Below are 26,060 nucleotides of genomic sequence, written 5' to 3' on the forward strand. Positions count from 1 at the left end.
CGTTTCGGCCCTCCCCAGCAACCCTCCGGCATCCTACCTTGGCCCCATGATTGACTGGACCGACACCGGCATCGTCCTCTCCGCCCGCCCGCACGGGGAGGGATCGGCCATCGTCACCCTGCTGACCGCTGAGCACGGACGCCATGCCGGCCTCGCCCGAGGCGCCTTCGGGGGCCGCGCTCGGGGGGTGTTCCAGCCGGGCAACCGGGTCAATGCCGAGTGGCGCGCCCGGCTGGCCGAGCATCTGGGCAGCTGGACCTGCGAGCTCGATACCGGATACGCCGCCGGCGTGATGAACGATCCCCTGCGCCTGTCCGGTCTCTCGGCCATTTGCGCGGTCGCCGATGCCGCCCTGCCGGAGCGGGAGCCGCATCCAAGACTGTTCGACGCGCTCTGCGCTTTGCTGGACGTCATGGCCGACGACAGCCTCGGCGATGCCTGGATCGCGGTCTATGTCCGTTGGGAGATCGGCCTGCTCGCCGACCTCGGCTACGGGCTGGATCTGGACACCTGTGCCGCGACCGGGACCAACGACGATCTCGCCTATGTCAGCCCGCGCTCGGGCCGGGCGGTGTCTCTCGCGGCGGGCGAGCCGTATCGCGACAAGCTGATGACGCTGCCCCGATTCCTTGTCGGAAATCCTGGGAGTCGCGGCGGCGGCGACTCGGACGACCTGTTCGCCGGACTCGCCCTGTCCGGATTCTTCCTTGAGCGCCATGTGTTTGCGACCCACGGCCGCCAACCGCCGCCGGCGCGGACGCGATTCGTTGAACGGTTCGCCGAGCGCGCTACAGTATCTGGTGGAGGTTCCAACGCATGAGCACGATATCTTCTGAACTGCCCCCGCCACCGCCGCCGATCGAGCCGGGTACCGTCCGGGACACCTGGCTGGCCGATGCGCTGAGCGAGCGTTATCTCGCCTATGCCCTATCGACCATCATGGCGCGCTCGCTGCCGGACGTGCGCGACGGGCTGAAGCCGGTGCATCGTCGCCTGCTGTTCGCCATGCGTCAGCTCAAGCTCGATCCGGGCAGCGCGTTCAAGAAGTCGGCCCGCGTGGTCGGCGACGTCATGGGTAAGTTCCACCCCCACGGCGACTCGGCGATCTACGACGCCATGGTGCGCCTGGCCCAGGACTTCGCCGTGCGCTACCCGCTGGTGGACGGCCAGGGCAATTTCGGCAACGTGGACGGCGATAACGCCGCGGCCATGCGCTACACCGAGGCGCGGCTGACCGAGGTCGCCCAGCGCCTGCTGGAGGGGATCGACGAGGATACGGTCGATTTCCGCGCCACCTATGACGGGGAGGGCGAGGAGCCCGTCGTCATGCCGGCGGCGTTCCCGAACCTGCTGGCGAACGGCGCCCAGGGCATCGCGGTCGGCATGGCGACCTCCATTCCGCCGCACAACGTCGACGAGCTCTGCGACGCGCTGCAGCACCTGATCAAGTTCCCCGATGCGCGCATCGAGACCCTGGTGGACAAGGTCTCCGGCCCGGACTTCCCGACGGGCGGCATCCTGGTCGAATCCCGCGAGTCCGTCATCGAATCCTACCGCACCGGCCGGGGGTCATTCCGCGTGCGGGCGCGCTGGGAGGTTGAGCCGCTGAAGAACGGCACCTGGCAGATCGTCGTCACCGAGATCCCGTACCAGGTACAGAAGTCGCGCTTGGTCGAGCGCATGGCGGAGCTGCTGCAGGCCCGCAAGCTGATGCTGCTCGGCGACATCCGCGACGAGTCGGCGGCCGATATCCGTCTGGTGCTGGAGCCGAAGAGCCGCAACGTCGATCCAGACGTGCTGATGGAGAGCCTGTTCCGCCAGACCGATCTGGAAAGCCGGATCTCGCTGAACCTGAACGTGCTCGACAAGGACAACGTCCCGCGGGTGATGAGCCTGCCGGAGGCGTTGAAGGCGTTCCTCGACCACCGCCACGAGGTGCTGGTCCGGCGCACCAACCACCGGCTGGGCAAGATCGCTCATCGCCTGGAGGTGCTGGGCGGCTACCTGATCGCCTTCCTCAATCTGGACGAGGTGATCCGGATCATCCGCGAGGAGGACGAGCCGAAGGCCGAGTTGATGCGGACGTTCGAGTTGTCCGACGTCCAGGCCGAAGCGATCCTCAACATGCGTCTGCGCTCCCTGCGCAGGCTCGAGGAGATCGAGCTGCGCAAGGAGTTCGAGCAGCTGTCCGCCGAACGCGACGACCTCAACGACCTGCTCGGCAACGAGGAGCGTCGCTGGAAGGTGATCGGCCAGCAGATCGGCGAGATCCGCCGGGAATTCGGCAAGTCGACCGAGCTCGGCCGCCGCCGCACCGATATCGGCACCGCGCCCAGCGCCGTGGTCATTCCGACCGAGGCCATGGTGGAGCGCGAGCCGATCACGGTCATCTGCTCCGAGAAGGGATGGATCCGGGCGCTGCGCGGTCATATCGGCGCCGACCAGGAGGTGAAGTACAAGGAGGGCGACGGCGAGAGGTTCCGCGTCCACGCGGAGACCACCGACAAGATCCTGGTCTTCGCCACCGACGGACGGTTCTACACGATCGGCGGCGACAAGCTGCCGTCCGGCCGCGGCCACGGCGAGCCGATCCGCCTGATGATCGACCTGGCCAACGACGAGGACATCGTCACCATCTTCCCGCACCGCGCCGGAGAGAAGCTGCTGGTCGCCTCGACCGAGGGGCGGGGCTTCATCGTGCCCGCGGACGACGTCCTGGCCCAGACCCGGTCGGGCAAGCAGGTGCTGGGAACGGACGCGCAGTCGAAGGCGCGGGTGTGTATCCCGATCACGGGCGATACCGTCGCCGTGGTCGGCACCAACCGCAAGCTGCTGGTCTTCGACGTGGCCGATCTGCCCGAGATGGGACGCGGCAAGGGTGTGATCCTGCAGAAGTACAAGTCGGGCGGCACCCTGGCCGACGTGACGGTGTTCAAGGCCGAGGAGGGGCTCTCCTGGTCGCTTCAGGGTGGCCGCCGACGCACGGAGACCGACCTGACCGCGTGGCGCGGCAAGCGCGCCGGCTCCGGCAAGATGCCGCCGACCGGCTTCCCGCGTCCGCCGCGGTTTACGTAAGAGAAGGCCGCGTCACGGAGGCGGTCCATCCTCGATCTCTCTGACCTCGCCCTGAGCAGCCCCGTTCCGGACCTGATCCGGGACGGGGCGTGTCGAAGGGCGGGGGATCTGCACCGGCCCTTCGACACGCCCCGTACGGGGCTGCTCAGGGCGAGGTCAGAGTTCCGATCAGATGATTACTGTTCTCAGATGATTACTCTTCGGCCGGCGCCGTATAGGTCTGCCAGCCGTCCGGGCCGAGGAGTTCGACCGGGCGGTACATCGTCTTGTACGACATCTTCCGGCAGCCCTCGATCCAGTAGCCGAGATAGACGTAGGGCAGGCCGAGAGCGGCGGAGCGGCGGACCGCGTCCAGCACCATGAAGCGGCCGAGCGCCCGCTTCGGCGCGCCAGGCTCGAAGAAGCTGTAGACCGCCGACAGCCCATCGTCCTGATGGTCGATCAGAATCGTCGCCCAGAGCATCCCCCGGGGATCCCGATACTCGATCAGCGAGGACTCGATGGGAGAGCGTTCCACCATGGCCGCGTAGTCGGCCTCGTCCATCAGCGCCATCTCGCCATCTCCGTGACGGCCGGACTGATAGCGCGAAAACAGGTCGAACTGATCGCGGGTGGCCTCGTTCGGTACCAGTTCGCCGGTCAGGTCGGCATTCGCCTTCAGCACCCGCCGTTGCCCCTTGGTCCAGTCGAAATCTGCCACGCGGATCCGCACCGGCACGCAGGCCTGACAGCCTTCGCAGGCCGGCCGGTAGGCGAGGTGCTGGGTCCGGCGGAAACCGGCGCGGGCGAGTGTGTCGTGGGCATGCCGGCCGCGGCGGGTCGACAGGTCGCAGACCAGGCGTCGTTCCAGCCGGCCGGGCAGGTAGGGGCACGGCATCGGCAGGGTATGGAAGAATGTCAGCGGCGGAGCGAGGGTTGCGTCATGCATGTGGGGTGATCAGCCTCCCACCCGTGGGGCCGGAGCTCCGGTATCGTTGCGAGCCGGCACCGCCGGGGCGCCGGTATCCGTCGAGGCGGCCGGCGGGGTCCCCGGAGGAGCGCCGGAATCGTCGCCGCCCGGGGCCGGCGTACCGCCGAGGGTGACGCCCGGCGTGGTGCCGGCGACCGACGGATCGAGCAGGTTCAGGTTCTGCGCCTGTTCCGTGGTCAGGTTTTTCAGCACGATACTGATCCGCCGGTTCGTCGGATCGGCCGGGTTGTCTACGACCAGAGGCTCCCGGTCGGCCCGGCCGGCCACTTTCTCGATCCGGCTGATCGGGATGCCGTTCTCCTCCAGCACCCGACGCGAGGCGTTGGCGCGGTCGGAGGACAGTTCCCAGTTGGTATAGGTCGATCCCGGCGCGAATTGCGAACTGTCGGTATGGCCGGAGATCTCGATGTTGTTCGGCATCTTCTTGATGACTTCCGCCACCTTCTCCAGCAGCGCCCGGGTCTGGTCGTACATGGCGGCGCTGCCGTTCGGGAACAGGGCGATCCGCTCCTGGTCGATGAGCTGGATGCGCAGTCCCTCTGGAACGGCATCGATCTTCAGGGACTCGCCGGCCTCGGACAGTTCCGGGGTCTGCTCGATCGCCTCTTTGAGCGCGGCCTCGGCCTGATCGAACTGCTGCTGCTCGCGTTCGCGCAGCATCTGCTCCATCACTTCCTGATTGATCGTCCCTTCCTCGTCCTCGCGGGAGCCGAGGCGGGATTCGATGTTCTCCGGATCATCCGAATCGGGGTCGAGGGACTCGGTCCGCTCCGCCTGCGGCCGCGCGACCTGGGGCGTCGAGATCATCGGCGGCGAGGAGGCGGATTTCAGTGCGCCGGGCACGGTGATCGAGGTTCCGCCGAGCACGCCGCCGGAGCCGGAACGGGTCGAGCGGCTGATGGCCGTGGGGTCGAAATAGTTGGAAATGCCCATCTTCTGCTCTTCTGTGGTCGCGTTCAGCAACCAGAGCAGCAGGAAGAACGCCATCATCGCGGTCACGAAGTCGGCATACGCCACTTTCCAGGCGCCGCCATGGTGTCCGCCATGGCCGCCTTTCTTGACCTTCTTGATGACGATTGTGGCGTGGTTGTCCACCGTTCGCGTCCCCTATTCGTGACCAGTGGCTACGCTCTTGCAAAGTCGGTGCCGAAGCCGCCGTCGTCAACCCCGGGGGCCGCGTTGTCGCACATGCCGCACTTACACCGGCGGCAGTGCGGCAACGGCTTCTTCGACCTCGAAGAACGACGGTCGGTCCTTGGAGAGGAGCGTCTTGCGCGCGAATTCGACGGAAACGGCCGGGGCATAGCCCGAAACATGGGCGAGCAGGCCGGCGCGGATGCACCCCATGTACTTGGCGTTCGCGTTGAACGTCGCGCCCATGGATGCCGCCATCGGGCTGACGAAACCGTAGGCCAGAAGAATGCCGAGGAAGGTTCCGACCAACGCGCCGCCGATCAGCTTGCCGAGAACCTCGGGCGGCTCGGTGATGGACCCCATGGTCTTGATGATGCCGAGCACGGCGGCCACGATCCCGAGCGCCGGGAAGCCGTCGCCCATGGTCTGGTAGGCGCTCTGAATCGCGGCGTCTTCCGCGTGGTGGGTCTCCAGCTCCTCGTCTAGGAGATCGGCAAGCTCATGCGGGTTGTCGGTTCCCAGTGTCATCATGCGCAGGTAGTCGCAGAGGAACTCCATCGCATGGTGATCGCCGGAGAACTTGGGGAACGCCTGGAACAGGGAACTTTCTTCAGGTCGTTCGATATGCGCTTCGATGGCGAGCATGCCCTTGGTCTTCGCCAGTTTGAAAATGGCGTAGAGCAGCGAAAGCAGCTCGAGATAATCGTCCTTATTGTATTTCGGGCCCTTGAGCGCCGATTTGAAGCCGTAGCCGGCCTTGCTGAGAATGTGCTTCGGGTTGGCGACGATGAACGCGCCCACACCGGCGCCGCCGATAATGACCAGCTCGAATGGCTGCCAGAGGGGGGCAAGTTTGCCGCCCATGGCCATATAGCCGCCGATCACACAGGCTATGACGACGACCCACCCGACGATAATGAACATCTTCGGCTCCGCTTGCGGTCCTATAGGTTCCCGACACACCCTCTCGATGCGACGTATCAGAATAGCCGGTCTTCGCCGGGTTCGCGAGCCTTTCGCCAAGCGCCGGTTTGAAACAGGTCGCGTGGCGCGCTATTTAGCGTTGCGTCCCCGCAAACCGAGGTTCCGATGAACGGTCCTGAGAATGTCGCCCCCGGAGATTTCCGGGCAGTGCTTGGTCGCTTTGCGACGGGAGTCACCGTCGTGACCACGCGCTCGCCGGAGGGCGATCCGGTAGGACTGACCGTCAACAGCTTCACGTCGGTCTCGCTCGATCCGCCGCTCATCCTGTTCTGCCTCGATCTCGAGGCCGGAAGCCTGCCGGCCTTCGAGGCGGCCTCCTGCTTCGCCGTCAACATCCTGGGGACCGACCAGGAAGCCGTGTCCAACCGGTTCGCCGACCCGCTGGCCGCGCGGTTCTCGGCCAATGAGTTCACCGGCTGGTCGACGGGCGCGCCGATCCTGGCCGACGCCCTGGCCGCCCTGGACTGCACGGTCCATGCCCGGCACGACGGGGGCGACCATGTCATTCTGGTCGGGAGGGTCCAGCGTCTGGCCGTGCTCGACGACGCCGAACCGCTGGTCTACTGGCGCGGCTCCTACAGAAAGCTCTGCTGACCGTCTAACCCTGCGCGGCATCGACCCCGAGCAGCCGGGCCGAGATCCCCAGTTCGACGAACCGCGCCAGGATCTCGTCCACATGGGCGCGGTTGCGGGTCTCCACGACCACGTCGAGATCGGCGTTCTTGATCGGCGTGTCCTGGAACATGCGCTGGTGCAGGACCTCGACGATATTGCCGCCGGTCTTGCCGATCGTGTCGGCCACCGTCGCCAGCATCCCAGGCTCGTCGTGGATCTCGAAGCGGATCCGGATCAGCCGCCCGTCGCGGACCAGGCCCCGCATCAGGACCGACGACAGCAGCCGCGAGTCGATGTTGCCGCCACAGACGACGGTCGCGACCGACAGGCCGGCGAACCGCTCGGGCGCATGGAGCAGGGCGGCGATGCCGGCGGCGCCGGCGCCCTCGGCGACCACGCGCTGCTGTTCCACCAGAAGCTGGACGCCGCGCTCGATCGCCCGTTCCGGAACCAGGACGATCTCGTCGACCACCTGCGCGATGATTTCCCGGGTCAGCAGGCCCGGCTCCTTCACCGCGATGCCCTCCGCGAGGGTGGAGCCACCCGCCCGGTTCGGCAGCCCCTTCACCGCATCGTACATGGACGGAAAGCTGTCGACCTGCACGCCGATCATCTGGATCTCCGGCCGGCGGGCCTTCAGCGCGATGGCCATGCCGGCCATCAGCCCACCGCCGCCGATCGGGACCACCACGCAGTCCAGCGGACCGGAATCGGCGTCGATCTCCAGGCCGACGGTACCCTGGCCGCGGACGATGTCCGGGTCGTCGTACGGGTGGACCGGCACCAGGCCTTCCTCGTCGATCAGCGCCTTCGTGCGGGCCACGCAATCGGCAACGGTACGGCCCTCAAGCACGATGCGTGCGCCGTGGGCACGGGTCCGTTCGACCTTGGAGAACGGGGTGGTGGCGGGCATCACGATGGTCGCGGGTATCCCGAGGCGGGCGGCGTGATAGGCCACGCCCTGGGCGTGGTTTCCGGCCGACATCGCGACGACGCCGCGCTTGCGCTCCGCCTCGCTCAGCCCCTGCAGTTTGACGAAGGAGCCGCGGACCTTGAAGGAACTGGTGTGCTGCAGGTTCTCCAGCTTCAGGCTGAGGCGGCAGCCGAGCTGCTGGCCCAGGCTCTGCGCCTCGACGGTCGGGGTGTGCAGGACGGCGCCCTTCAGGAGGACGGCGGCATCGTCGATCATGTCGATCGTAACGGGCAGGGTCATGGGGCCTCGGTTTCCCGCAGGGGGAGGGGACGGACCGCGCGTCCGGCCGTCGGGTTGCCGGTCCTGCGATCCTCTACTGGGGGCCTTGTATCACTCGTATTGCCCCACGAGCTCAACGGTTTCCCCGCCGAGACCTTCCTTGAAGCTCTTCACCCCCTTGGCGTCCGCGTCGTTGACCCCGCCGAGATCGAGGTCGAGATGGCCGGCATCCTTCAGTTCGCCCATGGCCTGCCACAGCAGCAGATGGCTGGCGCTCAAGGTACGGCCGGCGGCGGTGGTCCAGCCGACCTGATAGGTGCTGCCGCTCCCGTGGCAGAGAAACAACGCGGCGGCCACGAGCCTGTCGCCCTGGCTGGCCGTACCGACCAGAACCTTCCGGTGTCCCAGCAACGTCCGACAGAGATCGGTGACGGTGCCGACCGTCGGTCCCGGATAGCCCCGTTCGGCCTTGTCCTGCTCGTAGCCCGTCAGCACCTGGAGCAGCGATTTGCCTTTCCAGGACCATTCGGTGGTGAGTTCCGCCGCCTCCGCCTTGCGCAGCGCACCGCGCCATCTGGATTTCAGCGTCGCGCGCAGGGTTTCCAGATCCGGGCGCAGGTCGACCCAGACGGTCTGATAGCCGGTCGAGCCGGGCCGGCGCTTCAGGCGGGTCGCGTCCAGGGCGGCGCGCATCTCCGGTGTGTTCGGCGCTTCCGGCAGGAGTCGCCGCTTCCGCCCGATCCGGCGCGGGAAAGTCCGGTCGAAGGCGCGAAAGAACGCGCCGACCTGGTCCGGCGTGCCGTATCCGTCGAGCCAGACAGGCCCCCGATCCAGGATCACCGCATGAATCGCCCGCCGCAGAATCTGCGCCTCCTGGATCTGGAACACGCCGGCCAGGGACCCGTCGATCAGGATACGCCCGTGACGCGGTCGTTGGCCCAGGGGCGGGCAGATCGCACGGGCATATCCCGGCGATTGCAACAGGTTGGCGCGCGGCGCGCGTGCGAAGACCTCCTCCCAGTCGGAGAGGCCGGTGTCGTTCCAGACGATCTGACATTCGGGCAGGGGCGCGTCCATCGGCGCAGGGTAGCGAAGAGACGGTCGATTGCCAGCCCCGACAACCGGGGCAGGGAGCGGGGCCGACGCCCATATGGCGATTGGATTGTGCGCCGCGGCATGGTAGACATGACGCTTCAGGGGAATGGGGAGCGGGCGCTGTTTGGCGACCCGCCTGTTTTGTTGCTGACTCGAGGAGGCGTCCTTGTCTGGCAGCTGCATTCAGCATGGGTATAGGTTCCCGGTGGCGGCAGCTGCCGCGGCTGTGGCCGTGCTGTGTCTGGCGCTGCCCGCCTCCGCGCAGACTCTCACCCCCGATCAGACCCTCGCGACGAACCAGCTACCGGCCGGGTCGGTCGAACCGCCATCGGCCTCCTGGTACGTCGTCGGCGATTTCGGGCGCCACGATCCCGGGGCGTTGGATTTCAACGGCGGTTTCGACGACCGGCAGACCTTCACGGGCGGCGGTGTCGGGCTCGGGGTCACATTCTCCAACGCCGAACCCGACCGGACCCTGAGCTTCACCGCCCCGACCATGGAGGGCGAGGCGGAGGACCGGTTCACCTTCCTCGTCTCCGGCGCCTATGACTGGCATACCGGAACGATCGTGACGCCGCGGTTCATGGCCGGCGTGGGCGTGAGCTACCTCGATCCCAATGGGGCCCCCGTGCGGATGCGGCAGGAAATCGGGGCCGGCGCGGATATGACGCCGACGGCGCAGGTCGGATTTGGCGCCGACGTGTCGATCTCGAACTCTCTCGACCTGAGTGCGGAGTATCGGGCGTCCGTGCGCGGTGCTGGGGATTCCGGCGGCGCCGAGCAGACCCCGCAGGTCTCTCAGAAGTTCATGATCGGCGCGAAGTTACGATTCTAACTTACTGATATTGTTTGTTATGGAGAGAGAGTGAGCTCATGGCTCGGCTCTTCCTGTGCGACCAGCCGTAGGCCGTCGTTGCGTGCCCAGGCGGCGTGCCAACTGAGACTCATCGGCGACAGGATATTGCCGGACGGTCCGAGAGCGGCGGCGAAGCGCGAATTGTCCAGATCCGTCAGGTCGTAGACCACCCGCATCCCGGCGCCGTGCCGGTGGCGGAACGGATCGTCCTCCGGTCCCGAGAAGCTGCCGCGCGACACGGTGTAGTCGCCGCCCCCGGTCGGCGTGCGGGTGGTGAGCGCGGCCCCGATCACCGGGATCCTGCTCCAGATCGGATGGCTGAACCAGGCGCGGTGGGCCTCGCCCCAGGTCCAAGCCTCGATCTTGTTGCCGTACAGACGGGCCAGCAGGGTCAGCGCGTCTTCATAGGCGCCGGCCACCACGTCCCCACACCGTTCCCGGACCTCCGGGGTGCGGGTGTCGTCGCAGAAGGCATCCTCGTCGCGCAGGATCGCCAACAGGTTCGCCGCACGGGCGCGCGAATAGTCCGAGAGCAGGGTGCCCAGTTCGTCGGCGAACAATCGGGTGTGCAGTGCCCGAACCCAGGCGGCGAAGATCAGCGGTTCGACCCGTTCGGCCGCCATCGTGCCGTCCCAAGCGCGCAGCAGGCCGGCGGCCCGCGCCTCCAGCCCCTTTCCCTCTGAGGTCGGGAGGTGCGGGACAAGCAGCGGCAGGAGATCGCGAGCGAAGAGCGACAGGGTGTCCATCTGCATCGCCGCCATGCCGGCGACCGTCCGGTCGCCCCCGGCCAGCATCTCGGCGATCCGTCGGGCCCGGTAGGGCGCGTCGAAGCTGCGGGCGATGAACAGGTCCGGATCGGCGCCGACCACCCGCTCGTTCGCATTGATCAGCGCCTCGCCCGGCGGATCCAGGACCTGAGGTAGCGCGTCGAACGGCGCCCAGCCGGTCCAGTCGTGGGTTCCGCTCCAGCCGGGAGCCGGATAGAACCCGTCGCCCGACCGCCGCAGCGGCACCCGACCGGCGGAAACCATGCCCATGCGGCCGGCGGTATCGGCGAAGAGCACGTTCTGCTGCGGGCTGTCGAACATCCGCAGGGCCTGGACCAGGCTGCCCACGTCGATCGCCGTCCCCATGTCGAACAGCGCCTGGGAGGTATCGTCATCGGTGGCGAGAGAGGCCGACGCCAGCGCCAGAACCGTGCCGTCGGCGGCGGCCGCCGCCGCGTCGTCCATGGCGTCGGATACCACGGGTCCGTGGCGGCTGCTCCGCACGGTATGTTCCACGGTCTCGCCGTCGACGCCGAAGCGCTCCACCCGGGTCTCGAACGGGGCATAGCCCTCCGGCGTCAGATAGCGGGTCGGGTCGGCCGGATCGAGGCGCTCGACGAAGAGATCCTGGGTATCGGAGTGGGTGGTGGTGAAGGTCCAGGCGACGGCCCCGTTATGGCCGATCACCAGGAACGGCACGCCCGGCACGAACGCGCCGACCCGCAGATAGCCCGGCGACTCGACCCGCGCCAGCCACCAGAGGTTCGGGCTCTGAAATCCGAGATGCGGGTCGCCGGCGAGGACCGGCCGTCCCGTGGGCGACCGCAGGCCGTTTACGGCCCAGGCGTTGGAGGCACGGCGCGGCCGCAGGATGTCGGGCAGGGACTCGCCCCAGGCGGCAAGGCGGCTGTCGGTGACCAAGTCGAGCGCCGACAGGTCGGGCGCGGTCAGCCTCCCGTCGTTCCCGTCGAAGGGCGCGTAGAGCAGATCCACCTGATCGGTGCTCAGACCGGCCTTCAGCATCCGCGCCCGGGTGATCTCGGAGAACCAGTTCCCGGCGAGCTGCAGCGACATCAGCCGGGCCCAGACCAGACTGTCCGCCGGTTCCCATGGCTCCGGCTCGATCCCGGCGAGAAGGAATTCCGGGGGCAGCGGCCCGGATCGGGTCTCCAGATAGCCGTTCACCCCGGCAACGTAGCTGTCCACATGCGCCTTCGCGCGCTCCGACAGCCGCTCGTAGGAGGCATGGGCGAGGCGGCGCAGGCCGAGGGTGCGCAGCAGCTTGTCGGTGGACAGGGTCGCCTCGCCGACGATCTCCGACAGGCGACCGGCCCCCGTGCGGCGCATCAGTTCCATCTGCCACAGCCGGTCCTGGGCATGGGCATAACCCAGCGCGAAGCTGGCATCTTCAGGGCGGGCGGCGCGGATGGTGACGGTGCCGGCGTCGTCGCGCTCGATCAGCGCAGGGGCGGCGAGGGCGGAGAGGCCGATGATCTCGCCGTCGGTCTCCGGCAGGGACCCCTGGAGCCAGAACAGCCCCAGGGCGCCCAGAAAATTCAAGCCGATCAGGAGAAGGACCGCGCCGACGACGAGTCGGCGGATCAGGCTGGAGCCCATAGCGCTCTCTCGCTCTGTGTCTGCGCGGTCCCTGCGATCATCAGGTCTTGTTGAAGATCACCGTCTTCTTGTGGGTGAAGTGCTCCAGCATCGCCTCCAGGGTGGCTTCCTTGCCGAGGCCGGAATTCTTCACGCCGCCATAGCTGAGGCCCGGCTGCACGACCAGGTTCTGGTTCACCTGGACAAAGCCCGCCTCCAGCTTCTCGGTCACGTTCAGCGCCGCATGCAGGTCGTTGGTCCACAGGGTGGCCGCCAGCCCGTACTCGGTGTCGTTCGCCGCGGCGACAACCTCGTCCAGGTCGGTCCAGCGGATGATGCAGGTGACCGGGCCGAAGATCTCCTCGCGGGAGAGACGGCTGTCGTTGGTCATCTCGGTGAACAGCACCGGACGCACGAACAGGCCGTCCTTGAACTTCTCGTCGGTCGGCATCGCCGAGCACTCGATCGGCTTGGCACCCTTCTCGGATTTGCCGATGTCGATATAGCCCTTCACCTTCTTGAACTGCTCCGGCGAGATGATGGTACCGATATCGGTCTTCTCATCCAGCGGGTCGCCCATGACCATGGCGTCGACCTGGGCGCGCAGCTTCTCCACGAAGGTGTCGTAGAGGCTGTCATGCACGAAGATTCGGCTGGCCGCGGTGCAGGACTGGCCCTGGCGGGTGAAGCGCATGCCGACCACGGCGCCGTTCAGCGCCTTGTCGATATTCGCGTCGGCCATGATGATCATCGGCGACTTGCCGCCCAGCTCCAGCGTGACCGGGATCAGCTTCTCGGCGGCGGTCTTGTAGACGATCTTTCCGGTCTCCACCGAGCCGGTGAAGGTCACCTTGCCGACCTTCTTGTGCTCGACCAGCGGGGCGCCGCATTCCGGACCGAAGCCCGACAGCATGTTGAACACGCCGGCCGGCAGGATCGAATTCATGATCTGGCAGACGCGCAGCACGGTCAGCGGCGCTTCCTCGGCAGACTTCACGACCACGGCGTTGCCCGCCAGCATCGCCGGGGCGATCTTCAGCGCCATCAGCAGCAGCGGCACGTTCCACGGGATGATGGCGCCGACCACGCCGATCGGCTCGCGCACCGTGATGGTGAGCATGTCCGGATGGTGCGGGACGGTCTCGCCCTTCAGCTCCGAGCCGAGGCCGGCATGGAAGTGGAAGGCGTCGGCCAGGATGGAGGCCTCCACCCGGCTTTCGGTGCGCAGGGCCTTGCCGGTCTCCAGCGCGATCAGCCGGCCCAGCTCCTCGACATGCTCCTCCAGCGCTTCGGCGCATTTGTAGAGCAGCTTGCCACGGTCGCGGGCGCGCATCTTGCCCCAGGCCTTCTGCGCCTTGGCGGAATCCTCGACGGCGCGGTTGACGTCTTCCGCATCGCCGGCGGCACCGAAGCCGATGATCTCGCCGGTGGCCGGATAGATAACCTCGAAGGTCTTGCCCGAGGCGGCCTGCACCAGCTTGCCGCCGATCAGGTGGCGGCCGCTGAGGGCCTTGGCCAGGGCGTAGGGGTCCAGGTTCGGCTCGAGCGACGGCTCCTGGCCGTAGTCGAGATCGCTCACCATCAGGTTCATTGTTCGATCTCCCTCAGAATTGCGTCGCGGTCTTGGTCCAGATTCGGAGCCGGGAGCCGCGTTGTCGGGTCCGGATAGCCGGAAATCTTGATCGGGTTGCCGACCACCTTCATCGGGCCGGTGACAGGGTCGTCCACGGTGACGACCATGTTGCGGGCCGCCGTCTGCGGATACTCGACCGCCTGGCCGATATTGTTGATCGGTCCGGCCGGCACGCCGGCGGCGTCCATGACGGACATCCAGTGGGCGGTCGGCTGGGTCTTCAGCACCGCCTCGATCTCGGTCTCGAGCTCGGTGACGTGGGTCGCCCGCAGGTCGTTGGTCGTGTAGCGGTCGTCGGTCTTCCACTCCGGCTTGCCCAGGGCGTCGACCATCTTGTGGAACAGCCCGTCATTGCCGGCGGCGATGATGATATGGCCGTCGGCGGTGTTGAAGGCCTGGAACGGCGTGATCGACGGGTGCCGGGCGCCGAGCGGGCCGGGCGCCTTGCCGGTCACGAAATAGCGCATGGCGGCGTTTTCCAGCAGCGCCACCTGGCAGTCGAACATGCCGATATCGACCTTGCGCGCCTCGCCGGTCATGGCGCGGCCGAACAGGGCCGACATCACGCCGATGGCGGTGAACAGGCCTGCGCCGATATCGCCGATGGACGTGCCGATGCGGGTCGGCGGCGAGCCCTCATGGCCGGTGATGCTCATAATGCCGCCCATTCCCTGGACGACCATGTCATAGGCCGGACGGGTCATCTCCGGGCCGGAATGGCCGAAGCCGGAGGCCGCCGCATAGATCAGCTTGGGGTACTTGGCGTGGAGCGTGTCCCAGCCGTAGCCGAGCTTCTCCATGGTACCGGGGCGGAAGTTCTCGACGATGACGTCGGCCTTCTCCAGCAGCTTCTCGAAGGTGGCGCGGTCGCCGTCGTCCTTCAGGTTCAGCGCGATGCTCTGCTTGCCGCGGTTGACCGACTGGAAATACGCCGACTTGCCATTGACGAAGGGCCCGTAGTGGCGGGCGTCGTCGCCGGTGCCGGGGGTCTCCACCTTGATCACCCGGGCGCCGAGCTCCGCCATCATCAGGGTGCAGTAGGGGCCCGCGAGGATGCGGCTCAGATCGACGACGGTGATGCCGCTGAGCGGTCCGGCCTGTGATGAGGCCGCAGATGTCTCGGCCGCTGTCTGCTCCGCTGCCATGCGGGGCTCTCCCTTCCTGGATTACACGCTTTTGGCCGGTTTTAGACCACGGACGGGAGGGCGACAAGCCGGGGAGCGCGCGTCGGTCCGGTGCCGGTAGCCGAAACGACAACGGGGCCGACAATGCGGCCCCGAAATCGGAATGCGGTTCAGAAACCGGCGTGCGGATCCAACCGCCGTCCTCAGGCGCCGGCCTTCTTCTTGGCGGACTCGATGCCTTCGGTGATCAGCTTCTTCGCCTCGTCGGCGTCGCCCCAGCGGTCGACGCGGACCCACTTGCCGACCTCGAGGTCCTTGTAGTGGGTGAAGAAGTGCTTGATCTGGTCGGTCAGGATCGCCGGCAGGTCGGTCCAGGAGGCGATGTCCGAGTAGTACGGGTGCAGCTTGTCGACCGGCACGGCCAGGATCTTTTCGTCCATGCCTTCCTGGTCTTCCATGATCAGCACGCCGACCGGACGCACATTGATGACCGCCTTCGGCATGATCGGGTTGCTGCCGACCACCAGCACGTCCACCGGATCGCCGTCATTGGCCAGCGTGTGCGGCACGAAGCCGTAGTTGCACGGGTATGTCATAGCGGTGTGCAGGAACCGGTCGACGAACAGCGCGCCGCTGTCCTCGTCGAACTCATACTTCACCGGATCCGAGCCGAGCGAGACCTCGATCAGCACGTTGACGTCGTGGGGCGGGTTCTTGCCGATGGGAATGTGGGAAATGCGCATGGGAAAGTCCCCGGGATCGCGTTACGTGGATTTTGTTGCGGTGCGACATAGACCGGCCGCGAGCCCGGGGCAAGGTGCGATTAGTTCCGGATCACGTCTTTGAGCAGGTCTGCGACAATCCGCGTGCCGATCTCGATCAGGACCACGTCGGTGCCGACGGTCTCCAATGTATAGCCCCGGGGGATCGTGAGCTGACGGAGCAGATCGTTCGGCGCCGCCTTCTTGGCAATGCCCGGCGGCAGCGGCTTGCCGCGCGCCAAGTTCTTGGCAATACCCGGGGGCAGCGACGTCACAGGCTGGGGATGGGTCTGGAAGTAGCGGGTAATGGTGCTCCGTTCCTGATCGCTCAGCAGAATGCCGGCCAGAACCGCGCCGGCCGCCGCAGCCGCGGCGACGCCGTCGGACGTGCTGTTCGATCCGCCGCCCTGATTGCCGGGGTTGCCGGCATGGGCCGGCTTGCCGTTTCCGGCGTTGCCGGGGGCCTTGTCGTTCTTGGCGAAGGCCGGGGCCGCGAGGGCAGCGGCCAGCACGGCACTGAGGACGATCGATTTGAAGGCCATTGGAAACTCCTGAAACTCAAACGCCTGACGATATCACAAACGCCAAAGCAAAGGGCCGGTTCCACTATCAGAACCGGCCCAGCCTTCAGAAATTCCCAGAAACGGTCAGGACAAGGCAGCGACCGCGCGCTTGGCCATCACCGTGATCAGGTGCGAGCGGTACTCGGCACTGGCATGGATGTCGGAGTTCAGGGTGTCGGCATCCACCGCGATCCCGTCCAGGGCGTCGGCGGAGAGGCTGGAAGACAGGGCGCTCTCCATCTCCGGCACCCGGAAGACGCCGTCCTGGCCGGCACCGGTGACCGCCACCTTCACGCCACCGCCGGTCTTGGCGACAAACACGCCGACCAGGGCATAGCGCGAGGCCGGGTTGATGAACTTCTGATAGGCCGCCTTCTCCGGCTTGGGGAAGGAGACCGAGACGATCATCTCGCCATCCTCGAGCGCGGTCTCGAACAGGCCCGAGAAGAACTCGTCCGCCGGGATCTCGCGCTTGTCGGTCTTGATCGTGGCGCCGAGGGCCAGGCAGGCCGCCGGATAGTCGGCCGCGGGGTCGTTGTTGGCGACGGATCCGCCGATGGTGCCGCGGTTGCGGACCTGCGGATCGCCGATGGAGCCGGCCAGCTTGGCCAGAGCCGGGATCGCCGACTGGACATCGGCGGACTCGGAGACCGCCCCATGGGTGGTCATCGCGCCGATGGTGACCGTGTCGCCGGAAACGGTGATGCCCTTCAGGTCACCGATACCGCCAAGATCGACCAGGTCGGAGGGCTGGGCCAGACGCTGTTTCAGCGTGGGCACCAGCGTCATCCCGCCGGCCACGTAAGTGCCATCCTCGGCCCCGCTGCGGGCAGCGACCGCATCGGCGACGGACGACGGTTTGTGATAGGCGAAATCGTACATGGCTTGTGTCTCCTGTAACCCTTGTCGTCAGGTCATCTATTCGGCGGCGACGGCGGGGGAAGCGGCTTTGATGGCCTTCCACACCGTCTGCGGGGTTGCGGGCATCGGCATGTCGTGTACGCCCAAATCCCAGAGCGCGTCGACCACCGCGTTGATCACGGCCGGCGGGGAACCGATGGCACCGACCTCGCCGCAGCCCTTCACTCCCAGGGAGTTATGGGCGCACAGCGTGATCTCGGTGCCTGCCGAAAAGCTCGGCAGATCATCGGCGCGCGGCATGCTGTAGTCCATATAGGAACCGGTCACCAGCTGACCATCGTCGGAATAGACGCAGCCTTCCTGCAACGCTTGGCCGATTCCCTGGGCGAGGCCGCCGTGGATCTGGCCTTCCACGATCATCGGGTTGATGACCCGGCCGACATCGTCAACCGCCGTCATCCTGTCGATTCGGACCTTGCCGGTGTCGGGGTCGACTTCGACCTCGCAGATGTGGCAGCCGCCGGGGAACGTGAAGTTCAGCGGATCGTAGAACGCCTTTTCGTCCAGCCCGGGCTCCAGCTCGTCGTGCGGGAAGTTGTGCGGGACATAGGCGGCAAGCGCGACCTCGCCGAAGGCCATCGAGCGGTCGGTGCCGGCAACGGTGAAGGCGCCGTCCTTGAACTCGATGTCGCTTTCCGAGGCTTCCAGGATATGGGCGGCGATCTTCTTGGCCTTGTTCACGACCTTGTCCATCGCCTTCATGATGGCTTCGCCACCGACGGCCAGCGAGCGCGAGCCGTAGGTGCCCATGCCGAACTGCACCTTGTTGGTGTCGCCGTGGCTGATCTCGATATTCGACATCGGCAGGCCGAGCCGTTCGGACACGAGCTGGGCGAAGGTGGTCTCATGGCCCTGGCCGTGGCTATGCGAGCCGGTGAAGACCGTCACCGAGCCTGTCGGATGTACCCGGACCTCGGCCGATTCGTAGAGGCCGGCACGGGCGCCGAGCGAGCCGACGACAGCGGACGGCGCGATGCCGCAGGCTTCTAGATAGGTGGAGTAGCCGATGCCGCGGCGCTTGCCCTTGGCCTCGGACTCCTTGCGCCGCGCCTCGAACCCGGCGACGTCATGGACGCTCTCCGCCTTATCCAGGGTCGCGATGTAGTTGCCGCTGTCGTATTGCAGCGCCACCGGCGTCTGGTAGGGGAAGGCGTCGGCCGGGATGAAGTTGGCCCGGCGGATGTCGGTTTGGCTCATGCCCATCTCGCGGGCGCATTTCGCCACCAGCCGTTCCAGGAGATAGGTCGCTTCCGGCCGTCCCGCACCGCGATAGGCGTCCACCGGTACCGTGTTGGTGAAGATCGCCTTCACGTTGCAGTAGATCAGCGGCGTCGAGTACACGCCGGCCAGCAGCGTCGCGTAGAGATAGGTCGGCACGCAGGGCGCGAAGGTCGACAGATAGGCGCCCATATTCGCCTTGGTCTCGACCTTCAGCGCCAGGAACTTGCCCTCGCTGTCCATCGCCATCTTGGCTTTGGAGATGTGGTCGCGGCCATGGGCGTCGGAGATGAAGGCGTCCGACCGGTCGCAGGTCCACTTGATCGGCCGGCCGACCCGGGGTGCGGCCCAGGTGACGATCGCTTCCTCGGCGTAGTGGTAGATCTTCGAGCCGAATCCGCCGCCCACATCGGGGGCGACGACCCGCAGCTTGTGCTCGGGAATCGAGAGGACGAAGGCGCCCATCAGCAGCCGGATCACATGCGGGTTCTGGCTGGTGGTGAACAGGGTGTACTCGTCGGTCGCCCGGTCGTATTCGCCAACGGCCGCGCGCGGCTCCATGGCGTTGGGGATCAGGCGGTTGTTGATGATGTCGATCTCGGTGACGTGATGCGCCTTGGCGAACGCCTCGTCGATCTGGGCCTCGTCGCCGATCTCCCAGTCGTAGCAGAGGTTCGTGCCGATCTCGTCATGCACGAGGGTCTTGCCGGCCAGGGCGTCGTTCATGTTCACGACGGCGGGTAGGGTGCCGTAGTCGACCGCGATCAGCTCGGCCGCGTCCTTCGCCTGGGCGTAGGTCTCGGCGATCACCACGGCGACCGGGTCGCCCACGTGGCGCACCTTGCCCTTGGCGAGCGGGGGGTGCGGCGGCTCGTGCATCGGCGAGCCGTCTTTGGAATGCACCTGCCAGCCGCATGGCAGCCCGCCGGTCTCCATATCCGCGCCGGTGAACACCGCCAAAACCCCGGGTGCCGCCTTGGCGTCGCCGGTGTCGACCGAGTTGATCGTGGCGTGGGCATGCGTGCTGCGCAGGATATAGGCGTAGGTCTGGTTCGGCCGGTTGATGTCGTCGGTGTAGTTGCCGCGACCGGTCAGGAACCGCTTGTCTTCGACGCGCTTCACGGCCGCGCCGATGCCGGTACCTCCCTCAGGCATGCTCTCTCTCCCTAGTCGCCGGTCCCCCTGTTCTTTTTAGTGACAAGGGGTTGCCGGACATTGTTTCGAGATCAGTCTAAGCGAACCTGGCGTATCGCCGGTCCGGTCAGATCGTCTGCTGGGCCTGCTGGATCGACTTCACGATGTTGTGGTAGCCGGTGCAGCGGCAGATGTTGCCTTCCAGCCACTCGCGGATTTCCTGCTCGCTGGCCTTCGGGTTCTTCTTCACCAGATCGACCGCGCTCATCACCATGCCCGGGGTGCAGAAGCCGCACTGCAGGCCGTGGTTGTCGCGGAAAGCCTCCTGCATCGGATGCAGGGTGTCGCCGTCGGCGAGACCTTCGATGGTGGTGATCTCCGCACCTTCGGCCTGGACCGCCAGGAGCGTGCAGGACTTCATGCTGTCGCCGTTCACATGGACGACGCAGGCGCCGCACTGGCTGGTGTCGCAGCCGACATGGGTGCCGGTCAGGCGGAGATTCTCGCGCAGGAACTGAACGAGCAGGGTCCGGCCCTCGACCTCGCCGGAGACCTTCTTGCCGTTCACCGTCATGGATACCGTGGGCATGCCCTTATTCTCCCTCGTGAAGCAGTCGACTGGTTTGGTTGGCAGGGGGCTCTTTAGGCGACCGTTAACCAGGTGCCGCCCCTCTCAAGGGTGCAGTCTCATTCCCCGCCCGCCCAAGGTCAAGCGGCGAGGCCGCGACCCGGGTGCCCCGTAATGTCGCGCCGGGTTCGCCTCGACTTTCCTCAGAACAATCCCCGGACTTGTTCCGGGGTGATCCGTGGGATCACGCGCGGGCGGCGGAGATCATCCTCCCGCACCGTCCGACCGCACGGGATCGCCCCGGCACAAGTCCGGGGAGTGAGTGAAGAGGGGGAGGGAAGAAAAGAAAATGGCCGCCGGGTCTCCCTCGGCGGCCATCGTCGCAAGCGGGCAGGGAAGCGCTCAGTAGACCACGACGCTGCGGATCGACTTGCCCTCGTGCATGAGGTGGAAGCCCTCGTTGATCTCTTCCAGCGGCATGGTGTGGGTGATCAGGTCGTCGATGTTGATCTTCCCGTCCATGTACCAGTCGACGATCTTCGGCACGTCGGTGCGGCCGCGCGCGCCGCCGAAGGCCGTGCCGCGCCAGGACCGGCCGGTGACGAGCTGGAACGGGCGGGTGGAGATCTCCTGGCCCGCGCCGGCGACGCCGATGATGATGCTCTCGCCCCAGCCCTTATGGGCGCATTCCAGGGCCTGGCGCATGGTCGTGGTGTTGCCGATGCACTCGAAGGAGTAGTCGGCCCCGCCGCCGGTCAGTTCCACCAGGTGACCGACGATGTCGCCGTCGATCTCCTTGGGATTGACGAAATGGGTCATGCCGAACTGCTCGCCCAGCGCCTTGCGGGCCGGGTTCAGGTCGACGCCCACGATCATGTTGGCGCCGACCATCTTGGCGCCCTGGATCACGTTCAGGCCGATGCCGCCCAGGCCGAAGACGACCACGTTTGAACCGGGTTCGACCTTGGCGGTGTTCACCACCGCGCCGATGCCCGTGGTCACGCCGCAGCCGATGTAGCAGATCTTGTCGAACGGCGCGTCCTGGCGGACCTTGGCCAGCGCGATCTCCGGCAGGACCGTGTGGTTGGCGAAGGTCGAGCAGCCCATGTAGTGGAACAGCGGCTTGCCATCGAGCGAGAAGCGCGAGGTGCCGTCCGGCATCAGTCCCTGGCCCTGGGTGGTGCGGATCTTCTGGCAGAGGTTGGTCTTCGGATTCAGGCAGTACTCGCACTCCCGGCATTCCGGGGTGTAGAGCGGAATCACGTGGTCGCCCTTCTTCAGGGTTTTCACGCCGGGGCCGACATCGACGACGACGCCGGCACCCTCATGGCCGAGGATCGAGGGGAAGATGCCTTCCGGGTCGCCGCCCGACAGGGTGAAGGCGTCGGTGTGGCAGATGCCGGTGGCCTTGACCTCGACCAGGACCTCGCCCTCCTTTGGGCCTTCCAGATCGACGTCGCAGATCTCCAGCGGCTTGCCGGCGGCGAATGCGACGGCGGCACGTGTCTTCATGGTTTCCCCCTCGGGCTCGGCGGCAGTGGGACCGGGTCTTGCCGCCCGGTCCTTCGTCGGACGGATCAGGCGTTGGCCAAGACGACCAGCATGATCGCGGCGGCGGCCAGGGCCACCCAGGCCAGGCCGGCGGCCCAGTGCAGGCCTTCATAGACGTTCTCGGCGGGGATCCCGAGGCGCTTCATCTCGTCGCTGTTCGGATTGGTGCTGGCAGCGGCCACGGCATGGTCCTCCTTCTTGGCAGGGGCAGGCGTCACAGGGGTAGATTGAACGGGTGCGGGCGCAGCAGCGGCAGGCGCCGGAGCAGCCGGTGCCGTCTGGGCGCCGGCCGGTTTGGCATCGGCGGGCGGCGTCTCGGCCGCTTGCGTCGGGGCGGCGCCGCCGGACGGCGCGCGGTTTGACGCGATCTCCTTGAACTTCTCGAAGAAGTCGTTGGCGTATTTCTTGGCGGTCGAATCGATCAGTCGGCTGCCGATCGCCGCGAGCTTGCCGCCGACATTGGCGTTGACCTCGTAGGTCAGAATGGTGGCGGGCTCGCCGTTCTCGGTCGTCTCTTCCAGGTGGACCTTGGCACCGCCCTTGGCGAAGCCGGCGGCACCGCCCTTGCCTTCGCCGACAATAGTGTAGCTCTCCGGCGGATTGAGGTCCTGCAGTTCGACGGCGCCGGCGAATTTCGCCTTCACCGGGCCGACCTTGGCCGAGACCTTGGCGGTGAAGCCATGATCGCCGGTGCGCTCGATTTCCTCGCAACCCGGGATGCATTCCTTCAGCACGTCCGGGTCGTTCAGCGCCTCCCAAACCGTCTGGCGAGGGGCGGGAATGGTCTGTGTACCGGTCATGTCCATCGGGACGATCTCCTGGATCCGCGGGCTGTCGTCACAGTCATCTCTTACAGGGCATCTATCATGTTTGCGCGCGGCTTGTCACCGACCCGCCGGTACGTAACGTCGCACGGCAGCGGGGGTTTCAGGGGGGCTGACGTTGGGGCATACTCGCGCGCCTTTAAGGGCCGGAACCGAAGACCGGCGACGTATCGGTCGTGCAGACGCCGTGGGAGGATGGAGAGGGATGCCTAAGACGAAGATGGGCTGGGACGGGGCGCGCCGCCTGATGAGTTGGCTGCTGACGGCGACGGTTCTGACGGCGCTTACCGCCGGATCGGCCTGGGCCGCAGCCGAGGGGGCGCCGCATCTCGATGGCGCGCAGATGAACCTGCTCTGGGTGATCCCATTCGCAGGCATCCTGCTGTCCATCGCCATTTTCCCGCTGGTCGCCGGCGAGTTCTGGCACCATCACTTCGGCAAGATCTCGGCCTTCTGGGCGCTTGCCTTCATGGTTCCCTTCGCCCTGATCTTCGGATTCGACCTGGCGCTTTACGAAGTGCTGCATGTCGGGCTGCTGGAATACATCCCCTTCATCATCCTGCTGCTGTCGCTCTTCACCGTGGCCGGCGGTGTGCGGGTGACCGGCACCCTGCGCGGCACGCCGGAGATGAACACCGGCATCCTGCTTCTGGGCACGGTCATCGCGAGCTGGATGGGCACCACCGGTGCCGCCATGCTGCTGATCCGCCCGATCCTGAATGCGAACGAGGACCGCAAGCATAAGGTCCATGTGGTCGTCTTCTTCATCTTCCTGGTGGCGAATATCGGCGGATCGCTGACGCCGCTCGGCGACCCGCCGCTGTTCCTGGGCTTCCTCAAGGGCGTGTCGTTCTTCTGGCCGACAACCCACATGCTGGCCCCGATGGCGATGGTGTCGGCGGTCCTTCTGGTGGTGTTCTACGGTCTCGACCGCTTCTTCTGGGCAAAGGAGAGCGAAGAGGTTCGGGCCGTCCCGGCCACCGCCGGCGAAAAGATCGGCCTGGAGGGCAAGTTCAACATCCTGCTGCTCGGCGGCGTGGTCGGCGCGGTGCTTCTGTCCGGTGTGTGGAAGCCCGGCATCAGCATCGACGTCTATCACGTGCAGTGGGAGATCCAGAACATCGTGCGCGACCTGCTGCTGCTGGCCATCGCGTTCATCTCGTGGAAGGTGACCAGCCTGGAAAGCCGGCTGGCCAACGGCTTCACCTGGTTCCCGATCCTGGAGGTCGCCAAGCTTTTTGCCGGCATCTTCCTGACCATCATCCCGGCGATCGCCATCCTGAAGGCCGGGACAGACGGTTCCCTGCGCGACGTGGTGTCGGCGGTCTCCAACGAGACAGGCGAGCCTGTGAACCTGGCCTATTTCTGGCTGACCGGCATTCTCTCGTCGTTCCTGGATAACGCACCGACGTATCTCGTGTTTTTCAACACTGCCGGCGGCGATGCCCAGCACCTGATGGGGCCCCTGGCGAACACCCTGCTGGCGATTTCGGCCGGTGCCGTGTTCATGGGCGCCAATACCTATATCGGCAACGCGCCGAACTTCATGGTCAAGGCGATCGCCGAGGAGCGCGGCATTCCGATGCCCAGTTTCTTCGGCTACATGCTGTGGTCGGGCCTGATCCTGGTGCCGCTCTTCGTGGTCGTCGGGTTCGTGTTCTTCGCCTGATCGATCCCTCGGCGCGGATATGAAAAAGGCCGGGCGCCCCGACGGGTGCCCGGCCTTCTCTTTTAGCGCCCTGAAGCTTTCGCCCGTAGGCGTTGGAGTCAGGCAGTCAGCGCAGTGACCTCGCCCTCGCGGATCACCGCCGGGTCGTAGGCCTTGCGGGCAAAGACCTCGCGCACCATCGGCTCGAAATGCTCCAGCGGCGGGGTCGGATAGGCCGGGTCGAACGACGCCTGGTCCCAGCGCTCGCAGAACTCGGCGCATTGCTGGAAGCAGGGATGGTCGCGGAACTTCTCGCGCGCATCTCGGTCCCAGCCGTAGTGATGGGCATAGTACAGCATCTGGAAGATGCCGTGGTGCTCCACCACCCAGCTCACGTCCCAGCGCACGAAGGGCCGGATCACCTCCGCGGCCATGCGGTCGTGGTTCTGCGGCGCGAGCCCGTCGCCGATGTCGTGGAGCAGGGCGCCGACGATCCAGTCGATATCGGCGCCGTCCGCCTCGGCCCGGGCGGCCGACTGCAGCCCATGGTCAAGCCGGGTGATCTTGTAGCCCTCCAGGGTCTGCTCTCCCTGGCGGCGCAGTTCGCCGAGGACCCGGTCGGCCGTGCCGGCCTGATAGGCATGCTCGTGCTCGGCCAGGAGCAGATAGTCCTCCCGCGTGCCGTCCTTCATCTGGGTGAAGGAGACGGTTTCCGCGCTGCTGCCGTCCATGGGCATCCTCCTCGGTTGGGTCGAGGCGCACCCCGACCTGAAAGGTCAGTGAGACATCAGCACCGGCCGGTCGAGATGGTGCAGGACATATTCCGACACTCCGCCCATCAGCAGCTCGCGCCAGCGCGACCGGCTGTAGGCGCCCATCACCAGAAGGTCGCAGTCATAGGCCGCCGCGCGGGCCAGGAGCTGCTCGCCGATATTTCCTTCGTCGTGAATGTCGGTGTGCACCGTGGCGCTGACGCCGTGCATGGAGAGGTAGCGGCCGATGCCGACGCCCTTCAGCGACTTTGCCTCTTCCTCCTCGGTGAAGACATGGACGTCATCGGCCTCGAGCAGGAACGGCATGGCCTCGCGGACGGCGCGGATCGCCTCGCGGCAGTTCCTCCAGGCGACGGCGACACGGCTGCCGACCCGGCGGCCGGGAGACCAGAAATCCTCCTCATGCGGCAGCACCAGCGTGCCGCAGCCCGCCTCCAGTGCGATCTCCTCGGGGTGATGCAGCGCGATGCTGCTGGTCACGCCCTTCGGCGGCGCTTGGGACACGATCACCAGGTCGCTCAGATGGGCGTATTCGGCCAGCTTCTCGACGTGATCGCCCTCGGTCTGGTGATAGGCGTGGCTCACATCGACCTGGGCAAAGCGCTCGTCCAGTTCCTTGCGGATGGCTTCGGCCTTCTTCTTGGCGATATCGCGCTGCTCGGCCAGGAACACGTTGGAGGCGGCCCTGCCGGCGGCTCCGGCGGGCATGGTCGCCGGCGCGGTGTTGTACAGCACGTCCAGATGCCCGGAGAACCGGGTGGTCAGTTGAATGGCGAGTTCCAGGCGATCCCTGTGCCTGTCGTCGTTCGCCATGTGACAGAGGATCGATTTGATCGCCATCGGGCCGTCTCCGGTGCGGTTTCTTATGGTTCAGTTTGGGCCGAAACCCTAACGGCCGCGCCGATGGGAGGCAATGCGGCGCGGTGCGCGTCGGGGCGAATTCTCGGGGCGATTGTCACCCTGACACCGTGTTCCCGCAAAGCCCTTTGCAAAAATAGGTATGGAACACTGACCTAAATAAGGTCAGTAATACTGACATAACAATTTTATGTCCCAAC

The 26,060-nt window shown here is 66.4% G+C and carries 22 protein-coding genes; 5 read left to right on the top strand and 17 right to left on the bottom strand.

The genetic code is table 11. From position 1 onward, the window contains the following. Positions 1 to 46: 46 nt before the first annotated feature. Together recO and parC are read left to right on the top strand one after the other, a co-directional pair. On the top strand, positions 47 to 820 hold the full coding sequence (gene recO / locus T8K17_RS17545) for a DNA repair protein RecO (protein WP_322331031.1): 774 nt from the start codon (positions 47 to 49) through the stop codon (positions 818 to 820). Further along, positions 817 to 3,075: a DNA topoisomerase IV subunit A gene (parC, locus tag T8K17_RS17550; protein WP_322331032.1), complete on the top strand. Its 2,259-nt coding sequence runs from the start codon at positions 817 to 819 to the stop codon at positions 3,073 to 3,075. The genes recO and parC overlap by 4 nt, the downstream gene beginning before the upstream one ends. A gap of 193 nt (positions 3,076 to 3,268) precedes the next feature. On the opposite strand, the gene T8K17_RS17555 is transcribed toward parC, so the two are convergent. The 3 genes from T8K17_RS17555 to motA all read right to left on the bottom strand — a co-directional run bounded on the left by T8K17_RS17555 (position 3,269) and on the right by motA (position 6,103). Beyond that, positions 3,269 to 4,003, bottom strand: a complete 735-nt coding sequence (locus tag T8K17_RS17555) for an arginyltransferase (protein ID WP_322331033.1) — start codon at positions 4,001 to 4,003, stop codon at positions 3,269 to 3,271. Between the two features lie 9 nt (positions 4,004 to 4,012). After that, positions 4,013 to 5,140: a flagellar motor protein MotB gene (locus T8K17_RS17560; RefSeq protein WP_322331034.1), complete on the bottom strand. Its 1,128-nt coding sequence runs from the start codon at positions 5,138 to 5,140 to the stop codon at positions 4,013 to 4,015. A gap of 102 nt (positions 5,141 to 5,242) precedes the next feature. Next, the gene (gene motA / locus T8K17_RS17565; protein ID WP_322331035.1) at positions 5,243 to 6,103 is read right to left on the bottom strand and encodes a flagellar motor stator protein MotA; all 861 of its coding nucleotides are present in this window, start codon (positions 6,101 to 6,103) and stop codon (positions 5,243 to 5,245) included. Positions 6,104 to 6,268: 165 nt separating this feature from the next. Here motA and T8K17_RS17570 point away from each other — a divergent pair, with 165 nt between their 5' ends. Then, complete coding sequence (locus tag T8K17_RS17570; RefSeq protein WP_416153126.1) at positions 6,269 to 6,757, top strand: flavin reductase family protein; 489 nt, start codon at positions 6,269 to 6,271, stop codon at positions 6,755 to 6,757. A gap of 4 nt (positions 6,758 to 6,761) precedes the next feature. Here the strand turns inward: T8K17_RS17570 and T8K17_RS17575 are convergent, their stop codons facing one another. Together T8K17_RS17575 and T8K17_RS17580 are read right to left on the bottom strand one after the other, a co-directional pair. Then, positions 6,762 to 7,991: a threonine ammonia-lyase gene (locus tag T8K17_RS17575; protein WP_322331037.1), complete on the bottom strand. Its 1,230-nt coding sequence runs from the start codon at positions 7,989 to 7,991 to the stop codon at positions 6,762 to 6,764. Positions 7,992 to 8,081: 90 nt separating this feature from the next. Then, complete coding sequence (locus T8K17_RS17580; RefSeq protein WP_322331038.1) at positions 8,082 to 9,047, bottom strand: lipid II:glycine glycyltransferase FemX; 966 nt, start codon at positions 9,045 to 9,047, stop codon at positions 8,082 to 8,084. Positions 9,048 to 9,270: 223 nt separating this feature from the next. On the opposite strand from T8K17_RS17580, the gene T8K17_RS17585 reads away from it, so the two are divergent. Next, positions 9,271 to 9,900 (top strand): hypothetical protein, encoded by a 630-nt coding sequence (locus T8K17_RS17585; protein ID WP_322331039.1) that lies wholly within the window; start codon positions 9,271 to 9,273, stop codon positions 9,898 to 9,900. A 17-nt stretch (positions 9,901 to 9,917) separates the two neighbouring features. Here T8K17_RS17585 and T8K17_RS17590 read toward each other — a convergent pair whose 3' ends face one another. From T8K17_RS17590 to T8K17_RS17635, 10 genes are all read right to left on the bottom strand, one after another. After that, positions 9,918 to 12,305 carry a penicillin acylase family protein gene (locus T8K17_RS17590; protein WP_322331040.1) on the bottom strand — a complete coding sequence of 796 codons (2,388 nt, stop codon included), beginning with the start codon at positions 12,303 to 12,305 and terminating at the stop codon, positions 9,918 to 9,920. A 40-nt stretch (positions 12,306 to 12,345) separates the two neighbouring features. Next, entirely contained in the window at positions 12,346 to 13,875 is a 1,530-nt protein-coding gene (locus T8K17_RS17595; RefSeq protein ID WP_416153127.1) for an aldehyde dehydrogenase family protein, read from the bottom strand. Then, positions 13,872 to 15,062 (bottom strand): CoA transferase, encoded by a 1,191-nt coding sequence (locus T8K17_RS17600; RefSeq protein ID WP_322331041.1) that lies wholly within the window; start codon positions 15,060 to 15,062, stop codon positions 13,872 to 13,874. Before T8K17_RS17600 ends, T8K17_RS17595 begins: the two co-directional genes overlap by 4 nt. A 182-nt stretch (positions 15,063 to 15,244) precedes the next feature. Beyond that, complete coding sequence (gene ppa / locus T8K17_RS17605) at positions 15,245 to 15,784, bottom strand: inorganic diphosphatase (protein WP_322331042.1); 540 nt, start codon at positions 15,782 to 15,784, stop codon at positions 15,245 to 15,247. Between the two features lie 80 nt (positions 15,785 to 15,864). After that, positions 15,865 to 16,344: an anti-virulence regulator CigR family protein gene (locus T8K17_RS17610; RefSeq protein WP_322331043.1), complete on the bottom strand. Its 480-nt coding sequence runs from the start codon at positions 16,342 to 16,344 to the stop codon at positions 15,865 to 15,867. Positions 16,345 to 16,449: 105 nt separating this feature from the next. Continuing rightward, positions 16,450 to 17,247, bottom strand: a complete 798-nt coding sequence (locus tag T8K17_RS17615; protein ID WP_322331044.1) for a xanthine dehydrogenase family protein subunit M — start codon at positions 17,245 to 17,247, stop codon at positions 16,450 to 16,452. Positions 17,248 to 17,283: 36 nt separating this feature from the next. Beyond that, on the bottom strand, positions 17,284 to 19,659 hold the full coding sequence (locus tag T8K17_RS17620; RefSeq protein ID WP_322331045.1) for a xanthine dehydrogenase family protein molybdopterin-binding subunit: 2,376 nt from the start codon (positions 19,657 to 19,659) through the stop codon (positions 17,284 to 17,286). Between the two features lie 106 nt (positions 19,660 to 19,765). After that, positions 19,766 to 20,227 carry a (2Fe-2S)-binding protein gene (locus tag T8K17_RS17625; protein ID WP_322331046.1) on the bottom strand — a complete coding sequence of 154 codons (462 nt, stop codon included), beginning with the start codon at positions 20,225 to 20,227 and terminating at the stop codon, positions 19,766 to 19,768. A 381-nt stretch (positions 20,228 to 20,608) separates the two neighbouring features. Beyond that, positions 20,609 to 21,718, bottom strand: a complete 1,110-nt coding sequence (locus T8K17_RS17630; RefSeq protein WP_322331047.1) for an S-(hydroxymethyl)glutathione dehydrogenase/class III alcohol dehydrogenase — start codon at positions 21,716 to 21,718, stop codon at positions 20,609 to 20,611. Between the two features lie 65 nt (positions 21,719 to 21,783). Beyond that, positions 21,784 to 22,557, bottom strand: coding sequence for a carbon monoxide dehydrogenase subunit G (locus tag T8K17_RS17635; RefSeq protein WP_322331048.1), 774 nt, complete (start codon positions 22,555 to 22,557; stop codon positions 21,784 to 21,786). A gap of 229 nt (positions 22,558 to 22,786) precedes the next feature. On the opposite strand from T8K17_RS17635, the gene T8K17_RS17640 reads away from it, so the two are divergent. Continuing rightward, positions 22,787 to 24,250 carry a sodium:proton antiporter gene (locus T8K17_RS17640; RefSeq protein ID WP_322331049.1) on the top strand — a complete coding sequence of 488 codons (1,464 nt, stop codon included), beginning with the start codon at positions 22,787 to 22,789 and terminating at the stop codon, positions 24,248 to 24,250. 98 nt (positions 24,251 to 24,348) lie between these two features. Here T8K17_RS17640 and T8K17_RS17645 read toward each other — a convergent pair whose 3' ends face one another. Both T8K17_RS17645 and T8K17_RS17650 read right to left on the bottom strand, forming a co-directional pair. Beyond that, positions 24,349 to 24,960, bottom strand: coding sequence for an HD domain-containing protein (locus T8K17_RS17645; protein WP_322331050.1), 612 nt, complete (start codon positions 24,958 to 24,960; stop codon positions 24,349 to 24,351). Positions 24,961 to 25,005: 45 nt separating this feature from the next. Further along, positions 25,006 to 25,842, bottom strand: a complete 837-nt coding sequence (locus tag T8K17_RS17650; RefSeq protein WP_322331051.1) for a universal stress protein — start codon at positions 25,840 to 25,842, stop codon at positions 25,006 to 25,008. Positions 25,843 to 26,060 lie beyond the last annotated feature (218 nt).

The sequence above is a fragment of the Thalassobaculum sp. OXR-137 genome (assembly GCF_034377285.1).
Lineage (GTDB): Bacteria > Pseudomonadota > Alphaproteobacteria > Thalassobaculales > Thalassobaculaceae > Thalassobaculum.